The sequence below is a fragment of the Bacillus sp. F9_6S_D1_P_5 genome, assembly GCF_054823925.1.
The window spans coordinates 1-18521 of the sequence record NZ_JBTREW010000002.1; the positions used below are offsets into that span (position 1 = coordinate 1).

An 18521-nucleotide genomic window follows, 5' to 3' on the forward strand; every position below is an offset into this window, starting at 1 on the left:
AAATCTCTCCTTTTCCTCTTTTTTATCAGTGTTGACACATAAAAAGAGGTTCAGACACAAAAATAGGCTGTGGAGAAGACTTTCTCCACAGCCTGAAAAAGAGATTGCCAATGGCAGTCTCTTTTATTTATTAACGTTTCTCTTTATTTCCGGCATGTGATATCATTTAATTTTATACGAAAAAGTATTGTAGCAATTGTAATTATAACGATATAGAGGATGATCATAGATTGAATAATCATAGTAAAACACCTGCATGTATATATACGTATGCATTTCGCGAGGAGGAGCGTGCTTTATGTTACTTGGAAATGCGCTCGTTCTTTGGAACGGAGTCTCACGTTAATATTTTGAAAAGTGATGTCAAAATTGACCCGAGTAGAAGTGCGTTTATAAAAGAGCGCGTTGAAGTTATGTACGAGGGAGACGACTTAGAAAGCATTTTAAAACAAGTAGAACAAATTGATTTGGCGGGGGCGTCATTTAAAGTAATCTTCGTTAAAATCAATGACCTCGTTGGAGAGAATAAAATTGAATATGGAGAAAGACGTCTCATTGAACGCGACCTCGGTATGCATATTGAAGGAGAGGCGGATGTTCGTAATCCAGAGCGTGTATTTGGAATTGTTCCTCTTGGAGGACGCTGGTACTTCGGACACTATGTAGAAAGTGAGCCAGTTTGGTATCATCACATAAAAAAACCGCATAGTTATTCGACATCTCTTAGCACGCGTGTTGCGAGATCAGTTGCAAATATCGCTGTACCAAATCCAGATGGTGTACGAGCAATTGACCCATGCTGTGGTATTGGAACAGTAGTAGTAGAAGCACTTTCTATGGGAATTAACATCGTCGGTAGAGATATAAATCCACTTGTAGTGCTTGGAACGAGAAAAAACATCGCACATTTCGGGTTTGAAGGGACAGTAACAAAAGGTCCGATCGAGGAAATTACTGAGAACTACGACGTTGCCATTATCGATATGCCGTACGACTTATTTACGCACGCCACACCAGAAGACCAACTCTCCATTCTTTCAAGTGCGCGCCGCATCGCTAAAAAAGTAGTCGTTGTCACGATGGAAACAATGGACGACATGATCCATGAAGCAGGATTCGAAATTACAGATCGCTGTGTTACAAGAAAAGGATCATTTACTAGACAAATTCTCGTTTGTGAATAAGAAAAGAAGGTCACCCGTTTGGGTGACCTTTTTTGATTTGTATTGATGTGTGATTGGTTGGTGGTGTAGATAGATGAATTAGCAAAATTTGTCGGTAAGTTGATATTCCATGTCGAATCGTCGATATCGCTATATTAGTATATTACTGTTCTTTTAATTTTTCTTGTTGTGCAAGTAGTAAATTACGTAAGATATGCCCGCGGTAACTTTCTAGTTTTCGCCCTTCATGATAGCGCACGCCTAATTTTTTTAGTTCGGCTACGTACCAGCCTTTTGTTCCGTAGTACATTGGATCACTTCCTTTTTGCTTTTGAACAGTATATGTTGGGGGTGGAAGTAACTTTCCATTGAAAATAATAAGCCTGGCTGTATCAAGGTGTTCCATAAAATAATTTCCGGACCGTGTATAAAAAAATAGACAGTACTGTATGCTTTTTTACACAATGTATACAAATTTATACCCTATGCGTTGGCATGATATTTGCAATAAAAAGAGTATCAACATATAGGGGAGAGATAGAAATGAAGGTTAGTAAAGTGTACACGACAATTGATGCTCACGTAGCTGGGGAACCGCTTCGAATTATTACAGGCGGCGTGCCAGAAATAAAAGGAGAAACGCAGCTAGAAAGACGCGCATATTGCATGGAACATTTGGACCATCTTCGCGAGGTTCTTATGTATGAACCGAGAGGACATCACGGTATGTACGGTTGTATCATTACCCCGCCTGCGAGTGATCACGCTGATTTTGGCGTATTATTTATGCACAATGAAGGCTGGAGTACGATGTGTGGTCACGGCATTATTGCTGTTATTACAGTCGGAATTGAAACAGGTATGTTTGAAGTGACAGGTGAGAAACAAAAGTTCATTATTGATAGCCCTGCTGGGGAAGTCATTGCGTACGCAACATATAACGGTAGCGAAGTAGAGTCCGTATCATTTGAAAACGTTCCTTCTTTTGTATACAAAAAAGACGTTCCTATTAAAATAGATGACTATGAATTTCAAGTAGATATCGCGTTTGGCGGAGCTTTTTATGCGGTAGTAGACTGTAAAGAATTTGGTTTGAAAGTCGATTTCAAAGATTTATCTGCTATTCAAACGTGGGGCGGTAAAATTAAGCGCTACATTGAGAGCAAGATGGAGGTGAAGCATCCACTTGAAGAAGGATTAAAAGGAATATACGGCGTTATCTTCTCAGATGAACCGAAAGGAGAAGGCGCAACTTTACGAAATGTAACGATCTTTGCTGATGGGCAAGTAGATCGTTCTCCTTGCGGCACAGGAACTTCCGCAAGAATCGCAACTCTTTTTGAAAAAGATGCCTTACAAAAGGGAGAAATTTTCGTCCACGAATGCATTACGGATGGGAAATTCGAAGGGGAAGTATTGTCGGTAACCGCAGTACATACATATGAAGCTGTCGTTCCAAAAATAACGGGGCATGCATTTATTACAGGATTTCATCAGTTCGTTATAGACCCGAGAGATGATTTGAATCGGGGATTTTTGTTAGGATAAGAAGAGGAGGTGGAAAGATATGCTAGTCATAAGCGCGAACGAACAACGAAACTTAGTAAATATGAACGAAGTCATTGAATACGCGGCGCTCGCTTTAAAAGAATTTTCCGCAGAAAGAACGATTACGCCGATACGAGGTTCATTACCATTTGCGAACGAGAAAAATACGGCATTAATTATGCCTTCAGTAGCGGAAGGACTCGAGGCGCTTGGTTTAAAAGTAGTAACAGTAGTCCCTGAGAACAAAAAGGTAGGAAAGAAAACGATAAACGGGATTGTGATGCTATCAGACTTTCAAACGGGAGAACCACTCGCACTTTTAGAGGGATCCTACTTAACGATGATTCGAACAGGGGCTCTATCAGGAGTAGCGACAAAATATTTAGCTCGTCATAACGCAAAAACTTTATGCATCATCGGGACAGGGGAACAAGCGAAGGGAATTGCGGAAGCAGTATTTGCGGTTAGAGATATCGAAAAAGTCATTTTATACAATCGAACAGAAGAAAAGGCGTATGCATTTGCGCAATATATACAAGAGAAATTCAATAAACCTGCTTATGTCTATTCCAATGCAAATGAAGCAATAAGCGAAGCAGACATCATCGTCACAACTACGAACGCATCCACACCAGTCTTCTCAGAAAAACTACAAAAAGGCGTCCACGTAAACGCCGTCGGCTCATTCAGACCGAACATGCAAGAACTACCATCCCACACCATTGCTAATGCAAACAAAGTAGTAGTCGAATCAAAAGAAGCAGCACTAGAAGAAACAGGTGACCTCCAAGTTCCAGTGCGAGAAGGTTTATTTGAAGCAAACGACATCCATGCAGAACTTGGTCAAATTATAAGCGGTGAAAGAGCTGGCCGTGAAAATGATGAAGAGATTACTATTTTTAAATCGGTTGGTTTGGCAGTAGTGGATATTATTGTTGCGAAGTATTTGTATGAGAAAGCGGTGGAGCGAGGGGTGGGGAATAGGATTGAGTTTTGAGGGACTGCCTTTTGGTGGTCTTTTTTTGTTTAGTGTAGGTCTCATCTGTGTTAATGGATTTTGTTTGGAAGAATAGCGACAAGTAATCATTAACATAAGATATAGAGGACAGGAGTACATGAGGAATGCATGGGGAATGTATAAAGATTAAATTTTTCTAGTATAAAAATAGAAGCGAAGTATGAGTTTGAAATGGTAGATAGGGATAAAAAACTTCATAAAATCTAGTAGGAGAAGAATTTATAAGTGCAAAAGGGTTTTGTTTTCTTTTGTGGAATGATATTTATATTTCCCTTATTAAAATTTAGGAAGGAGAATATTTATGAAACATTCCTTGTTGGAGACAAATACAGATCCAGGAAAGAAAGAATCATTACTTACACGGTGTGCAAATGTATTTTCGAGATGGTCTCAGAAATATGTCCCGGATGCCTTTGTTATTGCTGTGCTGCTCACTTTATTTACTTTCATTATAGCTTTGTTGATGAATCCCTCAAATCCGTACAAAATCGTAAAATCTTGGGGGGATGGATTTTGGACTTATTTAACGTTTACGATGCAAATGGTATTGCTAATGGTTACAGGAATGACACTAGCTTCTGTCCCGTTTATCAATAGAGGTTTGCAGTCCGTTGCAAAGTTAGCCAATACACCTCAAAAGGCTTATACGATGACATTTTTAATTAGTGCAATTGCATACTATATCAATTGGGGACTAGCTGTAGTTGTGGGAGCAATCATTGCGAAGGAAGTAGCGAAAAAAAATCCGAATGCACATTTTCCATTGCTTGTAGCAGCTGCTTATGCTCCGACAGCCTTATATAGCGCAGGTCTCTCTAGTTCTATTGGCCTGACAATTGCCACAAAGGATCATTTTCTTGTAGATATGATTGGAATTATTCCTACCTCACAAACAATCTTTAGTTATTCTACTCTAATTATTTTTTTCGCTCTATTCATCACGATGCCAATTATTATTGTACTCATGGCTCCAAAAAGCGGGATTATCAGGTATAAAGCACTCGAAATAGATACAAATTCTTTTGTAAAATCTCCTCAAAAAAATTTAACTCCTGCGGAAAAACTGGAATGGACACCAGTTTTAGGAATAGTATTAGGCATAATCGGCACGTTGTATTGTGTTTATGAATTCATAAACGGTCATAGTTTAGATTTAAATATCATTAATTTATTTTTCTTGTCACTTGGTTTGCTCCTGCATGGTTCTCTTGGTAACTTTGCACAAGGATTCAAAGAAGCTGCGCAATCCATATCTCCAATTATCCTACAGTTTCCATTTTATGCGGGGATTATCGCTGTTTTAGGTAGTTCAGGGTTGGGAAGCTCAATCATTGAATGGATGGCATCCATTGCGTCAAAGGATACATTTGATATATTTACATATTGGTCAGCGGGTTTGGTGAACTTATTGGCACCATCTGGCGGGGGGCAATGGGCTTTGCAAGGGCCACTGCAGGTCCCAGTAGGATTAAAGTTAGGTGTAGATCCGGCTACTATTGCTATGGCGGTAGGCTGGGGGGACGCATGGACAAATTTGATTCAGCCGTTCTGGGCACTACCTCTTTTAGGAGTACTAGGATTGAAAATTAAAGATATCATGGGTTATTGTTTCATTCTCTGCATTTGGGTCGGGATTGTTACAAGTATATTGATGCTATTTTTATATTAGTTTTCATAGGAATACCAATCACTACTATTAAGTAATACCATTAAAATGAAGGTGAAATGGATTTAGAAGTATAGAAGAAGTATTTATGAACATCTTAGATTTCAGTAGCAACTTTCCAGATATCTATGTTATTCCAAGTAGGAACGGCAATTACAAAAGTTACTTGAAGTTGCATAACATTCATCTGTAAACATCTCATTTTCTATCTGTTAAGCAACTTTGCAATAGAACCATCTTGTGAGAAGGCATAAGAGATACCCGCAAGCCTTATTTGAAGTGAAATTAGTTAAGGATCTATCAATAAGAGTAAATCTTATTGATAGATCCTTAATGTTGTAAATCCACAAAATATTGATGCTCCCCCATGCCCACCTCTAGCTTAATCATAGAAATCCCCAAAAATTAAACTCACATATATCATCTTGGCACTCTTTTAGATGAATGAAAATCATAGAATACATAGCCTTTTATAAGTTTAGCTAGACTTATTATTAACTAATGTATCCCCACCACCAAGCTCCGCCTCAATCTGCGAAGTCTTCGATGACTCATCCATCCGCCAATACGTAATAAAGCTGATTGCGATACATCCAGCAACGTAGAAGTAGAATAGTGATTCCATTCCGATACTCTTTAGCCATAATGCGATGAACTCAGCTGTTCCGCCAAATATCGCAACGGTTAGTGCATATGGTAAACCTACGCCGAGTGCACGAATTTCAGTTGGGAAGAGTTCTGCTTTTACAATTGCGTTAATGGAAGTATAGCCAGTAACGATAATGAGACCGACCATCATGAGTAAAAATGCTACCATTGGTTCTGTCGTTTTTTCCATAAAGAAGAAGATCGGTGCTGTTAGTAACGTTCCGAGAATACCGAATGCCATTAATAGTGGGCGGCGTCCGATTTTATCGGATAGTAGCCCCGCAATTGGCTGAAGTACGACGAAAATAAGTAGTGCGACAAAGTTAATCCAACTTACAACTTCTTTCGGAAGACCGACTGTGTTTACCATGAATTTCTGTAAATATGTTGTGTACGTATAGAATGCGACAGTGCCTCCTAATGTTAGGCCGACTACTGTTAATACTGCTTTCGGGTGTTTCATAAGGGCACGAACGGTTCCTGCGCTCTCGCGTTTTTGCGATTTTATGTTTGCAAACTGCTCTGATTCATCCATCGTGCGGCGAAGCCATAATACAGCTACTGCGCCCATCGCTCCAATAATGAATGGAATGCGCCAGCCCCAAGCTTTCATATCTGGTTCGCTTAGCAATTGCTGAAGAACAATTTGAACGCCTAATGCAACCATTTGTCCAGCAACGAGCGTTACATATTGGAAGCTTGAATAAAAACCGCGGCGACCACTACTAGCCATTTCAGATAAATACGTCGCGGAAGTTCCGTACTCTCCGCCAAGTGATAATCCTTGTAGTAAACGGGCAAGAACTAAAATAATTGGCGCCATAATACCGATGCTTTCGTAACTAGGTGTACAGGCGATAATTAAAGAACCACCGGCCATAACTGTAATCGAAAGCGTTAATGCTGCCCGGCGTCCATGCCGATCTGCATAGCGTCCCATTAATAAACTTCCGATAGGGCGCATTAAAAACCCAACTGCGAAAATAGCCGCAGTGTTCAGTAACTGACTCGTTGGATCTCCTTTAGGAAAGAACTCCGCTGAGAAGTAAACAGCGAAAGCAGAGTAAACGTACCAATCGTACCATTCAATTAAATTGCCGACAGAACCTTTGAAAATATTGCCGGCGACTCGATTAGATTTTGCTTGAGCCATAATCATTCCTCCTCTTGCTTAGTAATAAAAGGTATATATGAAAGCGTGTTCATTGTAGTTGAATTGTACTGTCTATAGAATAAAATCTCAATATTATGACAATTTTATTCTTTTTGTACTTTATGTACATGGAGAGTTTTAATAGTTGCTTCCTTATTCGTTTTGTCATAATAATAGAAAAAGGAGATTGATAGTTTTGAATATTTTATCAAAGGATATGAAGCATGAAGAAATTACGCAAAGTTTCATTACAAACGAAAATAGTAAGCTTAATTATCGCGTTAATTTTATTTGTCGTTCTCCTATTAGCGGGAATATTTGTGTACATTCAGTCCGTTGATACGAAGCGCCAAGTGGAGCAGTTAGCACTGCAAACAGCGAAGTCGCTTTCTTTTATGCCAGCTATAAAAGATGCTTTTCAAAATAACGAGCATAAAAATATCATCCAATCCATTGCGGAACAAGTTCGTGAGCAAGCGGGTGCAGATTATGTCATTATAGAAGATCGCTTTGGGGTTATGTATTCCCATTCTAATTCGGAGTTAATTGGTACAAAGAGTAACAATCCATATAACTATGAAGCACTTACTTTTGGTGGCTATTATACGCTTGAAGGAAATGGTGAAAGTGGTCCTGCTTTAATGGCGAAGGCGCCCATTATTGTTCATAACGGAGACTATGATCAAGTCGTAGGTGTTGTGACAGTAGAGTTTTTAATAAAAGGTATTGAATCTAACATATTGAGCAGAACGAAAGAAATTATACTCTTTTCTTTAGCTGTATTATTAGCTGGAATTGTTGGTGGTATTCTTTTAGCACGTAGCATTCGTAAAGACACACTCGGTTTAGAGCCGAATGAAATTGCGGCGTTATACCGGGAACGAAGCGCGATACTACTATCTATAAAAGAAGGAATTATCGCTATCGATCAAAACGGTTTTATTACGATGATGAACACGTCGGCAGAAGAAATGCTACATGTAAATGATGATTATATGCAGCAGCACATTTCAAAGGTTTTACCAGAATTTAATATGGAAAGAGTGCTAGAAAACGATCAAGAAATCGCGTTTCAAGATAAAGTGTTTATTTTAAACATGACACCAATACTCGAAAATAACAGTACGGTAGGCGTTGTATGTAGTTTTAGAGATAAAACGGAACTGCAAAACTTAGTGAATACAATATCTGAGGTAAGAAAGTATTCTGAGGACTTACGTGCTCAAACACATGAATTCACAAATAAGCTTTTTGTCTTATCAGGATTACTTCAGTTAGGACATTACAAAGAAGCGATTGAATTTATCCAACAAGAATCTAACATTCATCAAAGCCAAAACCATATTTTATTCCATCAAATTCATGATGCGAAAGTACAAGCTATTTTATTAGGGAAAATCGGAACAGCATCTGAGAAGAAAATCGATTTTCATATTGAAGGAGATAGTGCGCTTTATCCGTTACCAAGCCATATAAAAGTTTCGCACCTTATTACGATCCTTGGAAACATAATAGACAATGCGTTTGATGCGGTGAGTGAACGAGAGGAGAAGAATGTTTCCTTCTTTGTTACGGATATTGGGCACGACATTGTGTTTGAAGTGATAGATAGTGGAGCGGGAGTACCAGCAGAAAAAATAAGTACCATTTTTCAAAAAGGGTTTTCAACGAAAGGAAACAATCGTGGCTACGGACTAGCAAACGTGAAAGAGATGGTAGATCTACTAGGGGGAACAATTGAGATTCAAAACGAGAAAAATGGGGGAGCTATTTTTACAATTTACCTTCCGAAAACATTGAGAGAAAGTACATGACAAACAGGGGGATGGGCATATGTTGAAGGTTGCAATTGCAGAAGATGATTTTCGCGTCGCGCAAATTCAGGAAGAGTTTTTATTAAAAATAAAGGACGTAAAAGTGATTGGAAAAGCATTGAACGCGAAAGAAACGATGGAACTATTACAAAAGGAAGAAATCGATTTACTTCTATTAGATAATTACTTACCAGACGGAATCGGAACAGACTTATTACCGAAAGTCCATGCTGACTTTCCAGACGTTGACGTCATTATGGTTACAGCGGCGAATGAAAATCATATGTTAGAAAAAGCAATTCGAAACGGCGTAAGTAACTACCTTATAAAACCGGTCACGTTAGAAAAATTTGTTCGCACAATTGAAGACTATAAAAGAAAGAAGCAATTATTACACAGTAACAATGAAGTGAATCAAGCACTTATCGATAACTTCTTCGGCATTTCGCAAACACAAGACATAAAAAACTTACCGACAGGTGTTGATCCGTTAACACTGCAAAAAGTGAAGGGGATTATAAAAGGATTCGAAGAGGGCATTACAATAGAAGAAATGGGAGAACAAATGGGAGCCTCCAGAACAACCGCAAGAAGATATTTAGAATATTTAGTAGCGACAAACGAATGCACAGTAGAGTACACATACGGCATTATCGGACGACCAGAACGAAAATATCGCATAGGACGAGGACTATGAAAAAGCGATTATTACTATGTATATGGATCATGATAGGAGTAATAGCTGGTTGTTCCGTAGAAAAAGCGCACAAGAATAAAGTGAACATCGACAAAGTAGAAATCGTTGCGCCAAACGTTCAAGGAGCAGGATGGGACTTAACAGCGCGAGCGATGCAAAAAACGCTGACGGAAGAAAAAATCTTCACAAAACCAATCACTGTCACAAACAAAGTAGGCGGCAGCGGTGACGTCGGATGGAAATATACGAAACAAAAAGGCGGTCACGTACTGGCGATTAACTCAAGCTTACTCATAACGAACAACCTACTAGGCCACAGTAAACTAACATATAAAGACTTCACACCGCTCGCAACACTCGCATCGGACTGGGAAGTCGTTGTCGTATCAAAAGATTCAAACATAGAAAACGCAAAACAACTTATGGAACAACTAAAACAAAACAAGAAAAACTTCAAAATCGGCGTTGCCCCAGGCCTAGGAAACGACGATCACCTATCATTCGTACAAGTAAGCAAAGCATTCGGCATAAACCCTGCCGAACTACAATTCTTCGTCTACGAAAACAAAGAAAAAATCATAAACGCCCTAACGAACAAACAAATCAGCGCCGCAACCATGACACTATCCGAAGCCGAAAAACAATACAAAGCCGGCAAAATAAAAATACTAGCCGTATCCGCACCAAAACGCCTAGACCGACTACCAGAAATCCCAACATGGAAAGAACAAGGCATCAACGTCATCTTCCAGCACTGGAAAGGAATTATGGGCCCAAAAGATATGACGGAGGAAGAGGTTGCTTATTGGGATAGTGTTATTAAGAAGATGGTGGAGAGTGATAGTTGGAAGGGGATTTTGAGGGAGCGGGGTTGGAATTCTTATTATAAGGATAGTGGGGAGAGTAGGGGGTTTTTGGAGGAGAGTGTTAGGGAGTATGGGGAGATGATTAATTTTAATATTTAATTGTCTCCCTATTAGTTCGAGTCAAAGAAGATATAGAACCTTTTAAAAGCACAGATTATAGTGCCGGCTAACTGAGGGTTTAAAAGGTTTCTGTAATATAATTATTTATAATTATATTAAGTATTGATTGTTCTATGATATAAAACAAGCCTTTCGGTTATCAAAGGAAAAATATGTTGTTAAGGCCGTTTCATTATGTATAGAAGAATTTTTGGTTTTACATAGATGAAATGTTTCGAAAAAGAGTGTAGTCTATACGAGGAGCATGTATCTCTTGAATATGGTAGATACTAACTAGGTTGAAGTAGATTTAGTTGTGCTTTTGTGCTTCCCAATCAAATACGTTCCTTATTAAGTGCAGTACTAACGCATGGTCTTCAGAAGTCCGAGACAATAATAAGTCCATGATTGTGTTTAGATCGTCTAGTTTATCCATAGGTTGAAGATATCGGAATAGTTCCTCCAAGGTAATATCTAATCCCTTGGTAACTTTCGCCAAGCTTTCTAAAGTTACGTTTTTTTCGCCTCGCTCAATAGCCCCGATGTGATTTGTGTGTATGCCTGATAATTCGCCTAGTCGTTCCTGGCTTAAGTTTTTTTCTTTTCTTAAAAAACGAATACGTTCTCCTAATTTTGTAGTTAGTTCCATAAATACCACCTTCTAGAGTTAAACTAAGTAATACAATAATGATACTAATAACTGATAAGTGAATTGTTTTATTATTATACCATTTATATGTTTTGTGTGGTAAGGATTTCACAGAGAGATATATTATTTGAAAAAGCATTATTAGAAGTGGAAAAAAGAATATTTTTTACATCTAATATTGAATATATGGTAATGTGTCCTCTTTTGTTGACCTACCTATTCTCGATATGTTAATTTAAATGTAACATATCGAGAATAGGTAGGGTAAGGTATGCAATTTGTTCATCCTATAAAACGTATAGAAGATATTCAAAAGATGGAAAAATCATTGATGTGCTATTGTTCATATCGAGATTATTTTATGTTCGTTTTTGGTATTCATACAGGATTAAGAATTAGTGATATATTGCCACTGAAAGTAAAAGATGTTAAAGGAAAGCAATATTTACTTTTAATAGGGGATAAGAGTGAAAAGGTAAAAAAGGTAGTATTAGATGACGTTTTAATATCGATTATTTTAGAGTATATACAAAACAAACAGGATGATGAATGGCTTTTTCCAAGTAGAAATGGTAATGAACATATTTCAAGAGTACAAGCATACCGTGCTTTAAATAAGGCAGCACAAAAAATAGGTATGGATAGAATAGGAACTCACACATTGAGAAAAACATTTGGTTATCATTATTATAGAAAAACTAAAGATATTAGTACATTAATGGAATTTTTTAATCATTCTTGCAAGAACGTAACTAGAAAGTATATAGGTATTTTTGAGGAAGAACAATCTAATACAGCTAAATTGAAAAGAATTATTTCCTAATAATGACTGAAGATTTCTCGATTATTAGGGTGATATAATAAATTTAAAAGAGGATTTTTTGGGTTAGAAGGAGAGAACTTTAATGACTGTGAAGTATAAATTAGGGAGTATGTTTGCCGGAATTGGTGGTACATGCTTGGGATTTCAACAAGCCGGTGCTGAAATTGTTTGGGCTAATGAAGTGGATCATAATGCTTCCATCACATACAGACATTTTTGGAAAGGTGAATATTTACAAGAGGCTGATGTTACAGAGGTAGATAAAACTACGATTCCACAGTTAGACATATTAATTGGTGGATTTCCATGTCAAGCATTCAGTATTGCAGGTTATCGAAAAGGGTTTGAAGATGAAAGAGGAAATATGTTTTTTCAAATTCTTGACGTAATTGATGCGCAAGAAAAAATGTATGGTACTAAACCAAAAGCAATTATGCTCGAAAATGTTAAAAATTTAAAAGGTCACGACAAAGGAAATACTTTTAAGGTTATTAAAGAGTGTCTAGAGGAACAAGGATATACAATAAAGGCTAAGGTTTTAAATTCGATGGAATATGGAAATGTTCCGCAAAATAGAGAGAGAATTTACATTGTAGGTTTTTTAGAAAATGAATTGACAGCGAAATTTGATTTTCCAGCGCCAATTCCATTAACTAATACACTTAATACAGTTATTAATCGAAATAGTAGTATTAACGATGAAAAATATAAAGCATTTTATTACCTCCCAGAAAAGGTTAGTTTTTATAACGAACTTCAAGAGGGAATGACTAGCCATGACACAGTTTATCAATGGCGTAGAGTATATGTAAGAGAAAATAAAAATAATGTTTGTCCAACACTAACAGCTAATATGGGAACAGGTGGACACAATGTTCCTCTGATTTTAGATAATGAAAATAATATTAGAAAATTAACACCTAAAGAATGCTTATTACTTCAAGGGTTTCCAAAAGAATTAACTTTGCCAGAAGGAATGGCGAATAGTCATTTGTATAAACAAGCTGGTAATTCGGTTACTGTTCCTGTGATTCGTCGTATTGCAGATAACATAATAAAGGTATTAAGAGGAAATGAATTAACTAATGATGTTATAGTCCAAGAAGGAAACAATGGACAATTAACTTTTGTATAAAAATTTGAATATATAGGTACTGAATATAAATAAAAAACTCTCCCTCTTTTCCAAATGAGGGAGAGTTTTTTATTTATTGATGATGAAATGAATGGTATATAGATTAGAGAATGAGATTGAAAGAGTTATTAGGAGTGATTAATATATAGGGTAGGATATAGTTTAAATATGGAAGAGTTGGTGGTAAGTTGAAGACTGAAATAGTACAACCTAAAGTATCAAATTTTATTAAGTCCTTGAGAGATGTAGGATATACATTTGAAGTAGCTGTTGCAGATATTTTAGATAATAGTATCACAGCAAAAGCTAAAAATATACAAATCTCATGTATTCCAAATCCAAATACAGTATTTACATTATTAGATGATGGTCTTGGTATGTCTAATATTGAACTTATTGATGCAATGCGTTTATCAACCAAAGACCCTGATTGTCCTAGAGAAGGAAATGATTTAGGGAGATTTGGATTGGGATTAAAAACAGCATCTTTTTCTCAATGCACTGATTTAACGGTTCTATCAAAAAAAAATGGGGTAGTTTCTCTTAAAAAATGGGATTTGGAATATATCTCTTGGAAAGATGAGTGGCTATTAATAACACCGGATATAAATGAATATAGAGATGTGCCTTTGTTTGAAGAGTTTATGAAATTGAAAAATGGAACATTGGTAGTCTGGCGAAGGATAGATACCTTTTCAAACTCTGAAATACCGAATAAACTAGATTTATTAAGAAGTCATTTATCTTTAGTTTTTCACTGTTTTTTGGAAGGTAAGGTTCCCGGAGAAAGAGCAATCGAAATTTCTGTTAACGGTCAGAAACTGAAGCCATTGAATCCGTTTAATCCCAATCATATAGCAACGCAACAATTGTTACCTGAAAAAATAAAATATCTTAATTCAGATATCGTAGTGCAACCATATATTTTGCCGCACCATTCTAAGTTATCCCAACAAGAATTTGATAAATATGCTACCAAAGAAGGCTATACTAAAGCTCAAGGTTTTTATTTATACCGTGCTTATCGCTTACTTATTCATGGAACATGGTGGGGAATGCATAAAACAAATGATGCCCATAAACTTGTAAGGATTAAAATTGATATTCCGAATAATCAAGACTTTGCATGGGGTATTGATATTAAGAAATCTTCCGCGAATCCAGTAGATGAAATTAAGAGAGATCTTAAACGTATAGTTCGGCAAGTAACTGTTAAGGGATCCAAACCTTTTACTGGAAGAGGGAAAAAAATTGAAGATAAAATAACAACAAGATTTTGGGAGTTAGTTGCGGATAATAAGGGGGTTCACTTTGTTATTAATAGAGAACACCCAATACTTTTAGATTTAATACATAAATTAGACGATGATCAAAAGCGTCTATTAAATGTCATTTTAATGGGGATAGAAAGTTATTTACCGTTAGATGCTATCGTTGCTCAACTAAATATGAATCCATTGAAGGTAAAGCAAGAAACTTTAATAGATGAGAATGAAATAAGAGTGCTTGTAGAGAGTTGGCAGGAAAAAGGCATTAGTGAAGAGTTTATTAATCAGTTATTAAAAACAGAAGTATATAAAAATAGGGGAGGCTATTTTGAAAATGAAAACTAATACTGAATTTAATCAGAGTAGAATGTATGAACATGTTAAAGAAAGGGTTAAGAGGAATCTTGAAGAGCAAGAACTCTTACAAGAGTCGACCATTCCGAATATTATACAAGAATGGAAAAAAATAATTGAAGAGACGCCACCACAATTTTTGAAGACTGTATTAGGAGTGGAAGATCCTAAAGATATACGTATTCTGACTGAATTAGAATGGAAATATATTCAAAATGAATTAGAACAATCGTTTAATGTCCGAATTGAAACAGGGGTTCTTGTTACAGGAGAAGAGCAAAAAACAAGAGATTTATCTTGGTGGACAGGTAAAAAAAAGCAACAAGTTGACAGCTACTATATAAATAATTATCGAAGGTATATGAAGGGAGAGGTACCACCTAAGGTACTTGAAACTATAGATGAAGATACTGATGCAATTATGAATAATATAGCAGACCCTGAATTGGAGGCTTTTTCAAGATATGGTATGGTTGTTGGTCATGTCCAGTCAGGGAAAACATCTAACTATGCAGCATTAATCTGTAAGGCGGCTGATGCGGGTTATCGTTTTATTGTAGTCATTGCAGGTGGACAAAATAATTTGCGAAATCAAACGCAATCTAGATTAGATGAAGTGTTTGTGGGGACAAACTATAAGGGTGTTGGCAAGTTGTCAGGGTTCAAGAAAGAAAAAATGCCAGATAGTTTAACGAACACAGAAAGTGATTTTAAAATTGAAACAGCGAGGGCCAGAAGAACAACCAATTTTGATAATATGCAGTTACCTATTTTAGTAGTAATAAAAAAACATACAAAGACTTTGTCACATCTTTTAGAGTGGTTAGATATACACTATAAAAACCAAATAGATAAAGCGATGTTGGTTATCGACGATGAATCGGATTATGCGTCTATTAATACAAATAAAGAAGAAGATCCAACAGTGATTAATGAGAAAATAAGAATGCTATTACAAAAATTTAAGAAGAGTGCATATGTTGCATATACAGCTACACCGTATGCAAATATTTTTATTGATCATGTTGCTAATAATGATGAAACAGGTAGAGATCTATTTCCTAGTGATTTTATATATGCGTTAGACGCACCGTCTAATTATTTTGGTGCAGAAAAAATTTTTCGTAAAGAAAATGAGAAGCATGTGGTGGTAATTCCTAATAATGAAGTGGTTAACGAGTTAGATGAAAGCTATCCATATATATCAAATAAAGCTCCGTTTGTTATAAAACATAAAAAAGATTATGATTCTGTTTTGGAAAAATTACCAGATAGTCTATATGATGCAGTTCGTTTATTTATTATTAACATTGCAATTCGTAACTTACGGAATCAGAGGAAACATAATAGTATGTTAATCCATATTTCTCGTTTCACGGGTGTTCATATTAGGGTGAAAGAGCTTGTAGTGGATTATTTTAAGGATTTAAAAGAAAAAATTGAAGCTTATGGAAATTTACCTAATCCCTATGAGTATTGTGAAGATTTGAGGTCTATGAAAGAAACATTTGATACAAGATTAAAAGATATTGAATTCGACTTTGATATTATTTTACCAGAAATATGTAATATAATAGATACGATACAAATTGTAGATGTGCATCAACAGGCTAAAATCCCTTTAGTATATCGAAAAGATGTACAATCAAATGTTATTGTAATTGGTGGTTTAAGTTTATCTCGTGGTTTTACATTAGAAGGATTAAGTGTTAGTTATTTCTTACGAACCACTATTTATTATGACACATTAATGCAAATGGGTAGATGGTTTGGGTATCGAATTGGTTATGAAGATATTTGTAGAATTTATTTAACTGATGATTTGAATAGAAAGTTTGGATTTATCATCGATGCCACAAATGATTTGATTAGTCGTTTAAATGAAATGCGTGAAGAAAATTTAACACCAAAAGATTTTGGATTGGCTGTACGATTACATCCAGATAGTTTGCTGCAAGTTACAGCGCGCAATAAATCGAAATATACAGAGGATATGTATCTACGAATGAATTTAAATGGAGAGATAAAAGAAACAAGGTGGATTAGTGATGTAGCACTAGACCTTGAATTGAATGAAACTCTTTTGAAGGAAACTGTCCAAGCATTACAAGATGGGGGATATGAGCACTTAGAAACTGATAGTCATGTATGGAGAAATGTGGATAAATCTATAATTCAGAAATTTGTAAATCAATTTCGCTTATATAAAAATGATCCATTAGGTTTAAAATCGCGGATGCCAATAGATTTTATTAAAAAATATATTGAAGAATGTGAATTAGATTGGGATGTAGTTTTATTTAATGGTAAGGGAGAGGGAGAATTTCAAGTTGATTCTATAAAAGTTCAGCGCCAATTCCGAGTAGTAAAAAGAAAATCAGGATACTATGAGGTGACAAATAGACAACTTTCACGATCTAATCCTGAAAGAATTATTATGCCAGAGGAGTTTAAAAAATATAATTCACGTAAGATGCGTACAAAATTGGTAAAACCATTAATTTTTTTACACGCTTTAGAAGTTGAAGATGAGAATAATAATAAATTTAATGCTGTTGGTTTTAGTATTAGTTTTCCAAGTTTCGCAATTATGGATACTGAGCCTTTGAAAGTCAGAATCAATAGTGTATATAAGAAACAATTATTAGAAGCATATAAAGATGAAGATGATGAGGGTATTGTTTATGAAGAGTAATCCTTGGTTACAACTAGAGAGATTAAGTCGAATCAGAGTGAAAGAATCGATTTTATATAATGCGTTTTGGGTTATGGATGCTTTAGGGCAATATGGATTAATAATTCAATGTGATAAAGATTTTATGCAACAAACTAGGGAAATTAAGTTGAAAGGAGTTCAAATAAAAATTGATAATACCTCAGCTCCAAATCAACTAATTTTACTATTGAAAGAAACAAAAGATTGGGAGATCTTTTTAGTTTTATGTAATGATTTAGTAAGTATTTTGAAGGAACATGATGAAAATATCATTAGAACTATTATGAAACGACTTGAGAGGTGGCAGAAGCTATTACAAAAAGAGAGAGTAAGGATAATGTCTAAAGAAGAGCAGATGGGCTTATTTAGTGAGTTGGTGATACTACGAGACTATCTTATCCCTAAGTATGGATATGAGACTGCTATTCATAGTTGGGTCGGGGCGCTCGGAGATAAACAAGACTTTCTTTTGGAGAAATTTGCTGTTGAGGTGAAATCTTTTAGAGCTACATCTGGATATTCAGTTTGGATTTCTTCCAAGGAGCAATTAAACTCAGAAAAAGAGCCTTTATATTTAGTTACTTGTTCATTGAATGAGATCAGTAGCGGTGAAACAGTTGCTGATTTAGTTAGCTCTATCGTGGAACAAGTTGAGGCAGAAGATCTTATAAATGAGTTGATTGAGAAAATTGAGCAGTATGGGTATATTTTAGAAATGCAACAAGAGCCCCTATCAAAATTTCATTTAGAGCGAGTTAACTGTTATGAAGTGAGAGAGGGGTTCCCTAAAATATCATTAGAACATGTTTCTAAGTTAATAAAAAATATGAAATATAGTATTGAGTTATCAGGATGTTCACAGTTTAAAGTGGATATAACTAAAGTTTTGAAATAAACGGAGATG

At 36.0% G+C, this 18521-nt stretch carries 15 protein-coding genes; 12 read left to right on the top strand and 3 right to left on the bottom strand.

Going from position 1 to position 18521, the window contains the following annotated elements; translation table 11 throughout:
- Nucleotides 1–230 precede the first annotated feature (230 nt).
- Nucleotides 231–1184, top strand: coding sequence for a TRM11 family SAM-dependent methyltransferase (locus tag ACUXEY_RS02850; RefSeq protein ID WP_029437630.1), 954 nt, complete (start codon nt 231–233; stop codon nt 1182–1184).
- A 142-nt stretch (nt 1185–1326) separates the two neighbouring features.
- On the opposite strand, the gene ACUXEY_RS02855 is transcribed toward ACUXEY_RS02850, so the two are convergent.
- Nucleotides 1327–1569 carry a YflJ family protein gene (locus tag ACUXEY_RS02855; RefSeq protein ID WP_001999171.1) on the bottom strand — a complete coding sequence of 81 codons (243 nt, stop codon included), beginning with the start codon at nt 1567–1569 and terminating at the stop codon, nt 1327–1329.
- Between the two features lie 137 nt (nt 1570–1706).
- Here ACUXEY_RS02855 and ACUXEY_RS02860 point away from each other — a divergent pair, with 137 nt between their 5' ends.
- The 3 genes from ACUXEY_RS02860 (at nt 1707) to ACUXEY_RS02870 (ending at nt 5398) form a co-directional block, all read left to right on the top strand.
- Nucleotides 1707–2711 (top strand): proline racemase family protein, encoded by a 1005-nt coding sequence (locus tag ACUXEY_RS02860; RefSeq protein WP_461300043.1) that lies wholly within the window; start codon nt 1707–1709, stop codon nt 2709–2711.
- Nucleotides 2712–2730: 19 nt separating this feature from the next.
- Nucleotides 2731–3708: an ornithine cyclodeaminase family protein gene (locus tag ACUXEY_RS02865; protein ID WP_461300044.1), complete on the top strand. Its 978-nt coding sequence runs from the start codon at nt 2731–2733 to the stop codon at nt 3706–3708.
- Nucleotides 3709–4030: 322 nt separating this feature from the next.
- Nucleotides 4031–5398, top strand: coding sequence for a short-chain fatty acid transporter (locus ACUXEY_RS02870; RefSeq protein WP_461300045.1), 1368 nt, complete (start codon nt 4031–4033; stop codon nt 5396–5398).
- A gap of 475 nt (nt 5399–5873) precedes the next feature.
- Here the strand turns inward: ACUXEY_RS02870 and ACUXEY_RS02875 are convergent, their stop codons facing one another.
- Nucleotides 5874–7196 carry an MFS transporter gene (locus ACUXEY_RS02875; RefSeq protein ID WP_085309481.1) on the bottom strand — a complete coding sequence of 441 codons (1323 nt, stop codon included), beginning with the start codon at nt 7194–7196 and terminating at the stop codon, nt 5874–5876.
- Nucleotides 7197–7420: 224 nt separating this feature from the next.
- On the opposite strand from ACUXEY_RS02875, the gene ACUXEY_RS02880 reads away from it, so the two are divergent.
- The 3 genes from ACUXEY_RS02880 to ACUXEY_RS02890 are packed head-to-tail and all read left to right on the top strand — an operon-like array spanning nt 7421 to nt 10672.
- Nucleotides 7421–9010: an ATP-binding protein gene (locus ACUXEY_RS02880; RefSeq protein WP_461300046.1), complete on the top strand. Its 1590-nt coding sequence runs from the start codon at nt 7421–7423 to the stop codon at nt 9008–9010.
- 19 nt (nt 9011–9029) lie between these two features.
- Entirely contained in the window at nt 9030–9707 is a 678-nt protein-coding gene (locus ACUXEY_RS02885; protein WP_461300047.1) for a response regulator, read from the top strand.
- Nucleotides 9704–10672: a tripartite tricarboxylate transporter substrate binding protein gene (locus ACUXEY_RS02890; RefSeq protein WP_461300048.1), complete on the top strand. Its 969-nt coding sequence runs from the start codon at nt 9704–9706 to the stop codon at nt 10670–10672. The genes ACUXEY_RS02885 and ACUXEY_RS02890 overlap by 4 nt, the downstream gene beginning before the upstream one ends.
- 310 nt (nt 10673–10982) lie before the next feature.
- Here the strand turns inward: ACUXEY_RS02890 and ACUXEY_RS02895 are convergent, their stop codons facing one another.
- Nucleotides 10983–11321 carry a helix-turn-helix domain-containing protein gene (locus tag ACUXEY_RS02895; protein ID WP_000424171.1) on the bottom strand — a complete coding sequence of 113 codons (339 nt, stop codon included), beginning with the start codon at nt 11319–11321 and terminating at the stop codon, nt 10983–10985.
- 271 nt (nt 11322–11592) lie between these two features.
- Here ACUXEY_RS02895 and ACUXEY_RS02900 point away from each other — a divergent pair, with 271 nt between their 5' ends.
- From ACUXEY_RS02900 to ACUXEY_RS02920, 5 genes are all read left to right on the top strand, one after another.
- Nucleotides 11593–12144 (top strand): tyrosine-type recombinase/integrase, encoded by a 552-nt coding sequence (locus tag ACUXEY_RS02900; protein ID WP_461300049.1) that lies wholly within the window; start codon nt 11593–11595, stop codon nt 12142–12144.
- 82 nt (nt 12145–12226) lie between these two features.
- Entirely contained in the window at nt 12227–13279 is a 1053-nt protein-coding gene (gene dcm, locus ACUXEY_RS02905; protein WP_461300050.1) for a DNA (cytosine-5-)-methyltransferase, read from the top strand.
- Between the two features lie 188 nt (nt 13280–13467).
- A complete protein-coding gene (locus ACUXEY_RS02910) occupies nt 13468–14892 on the top strand; it encodes an ATP-binding protein (RefSeq protein ID WP_277545860.1) in 1425 nt (474 codons plus the stop codon).
- Nucleotides 14882–17596: a Z1 domain-containing protein gene (locus tag ACUXEY_RS02915; RefSeq protein WP_461300051.1), complete on the top strand. Its 2715-nt coding sequence runs from the start codon at nt 14882–14884 to the stop codon at nt 17594–17596. The genes ACUXEY_RS02910 and ACUXEY_RS02915 overlap by 11 nt, the downstream gene beginning before the upstream one ends.
- On the top strand, nt 17586–18512 hold the full coding sequence (locus ACUXEY_RS02920) for a PD-(D/E)XK motif protein (RefSeq protein ID WP_277545861.1): 927 nt from the start codon (nt 17586–17588) through the stop codon (nt 18510–18512). The genes ACUXEY_RS02915 and ACUXEY_RS02920 overlap by 11 nt, the downstream gene beginning before the upstream one ends.
- Nucleotides 18513–18521 lie beyond the last annotated feature (9 nt).

Coding starts and splice junctions, on each gene's coding strand:
- ACUXEY_RS02855 (WP_001999171.1), bottom strand. CDS start 1,569: ATGGAACACCTTGATACAGCCAGGCTTATTATTTTCAATGGAAAGTTA.
- ACUXEY_RS02860 (WP_461300043.1), top strand. CDS start 1,707: ATGAAGGTTAGTAAAGTGTACACGACAATTGATGCTCACGTAGCTGGG.
- ACUXEY_RS02865 (WP_461300044.1), top strand. CDS start 2,731: ATGCTAGTCATAAGCGCGAACGAACAACGAAACTTAGTAAATATGAAC.
- ACUXEY_RS02870 (WP_461300045.1), top strand. CDS start 4,031: ATGAAACATTCCTTGTTGGAGACAAATACAGATCCAGGAAAGAAAGAA.
- ACUXEY_RS02875 (WP_085309481.1), bottom strand. CDS start 7,196: ATGGCTCAAGCAAAATCTAATCGAGTCGCCGGCAATATTTTCAAAGGT.
- ACUXEY_RS02880 (WP_461300046.1), top strand. CDS start 7,421: ATGAAGAAATTACGCAAAGTTTCATTACAAACGAAAATAGTAAGCTTA.
- ACUXEY_RS02885 (WP_461300047.1), top strand. CDS start 9,030: ATGTTGAAGGTTGCAATTGCAGAAGATGATTTTCGCGTCGCGCAAATT.
- ACUXEY_RS02890 (WP_461300048.1), top strand. CDS start 9,704: ATGAAAAAGCGATTATTACTATGTATATGGATCATGATAGGAGTAATA.
- ACUXEY_RS02895 (WP_000424171.1), bottom strand. CDS start 11,321: ATGGAACTAACTACAAAATTAGGAGAACGTATTCGTTTTTTAAGAAAA.
- ACUXEY_RS02900 (WP_461300049.1), top strand. CDS start 11,593: ATGCAATTTGTTCATCCTATAAAACGTATAGAAGATATTCAAAAGATG.
- dcm (WP_461300050.1), top strand. CDS start 12,227: ATGACTGTGAAGTATAAATTAGGGAGTATGTTTGCCGGAATTGGTGGT.
- ACUXEY_RS02915 (WP_461300051.1), top strand. CDS start 14,882: ATGAAAACTAATACTGAATTTAATCAGAGTAGAATGTATGAACATGTT.
- ACUXEY_RS02920 (WP_277545861.1), top strand. CDS start 17,586: ATGAAGAGTAATCCTTGGTTACAACTAGAGAGATTAAGTCGAATCAGA.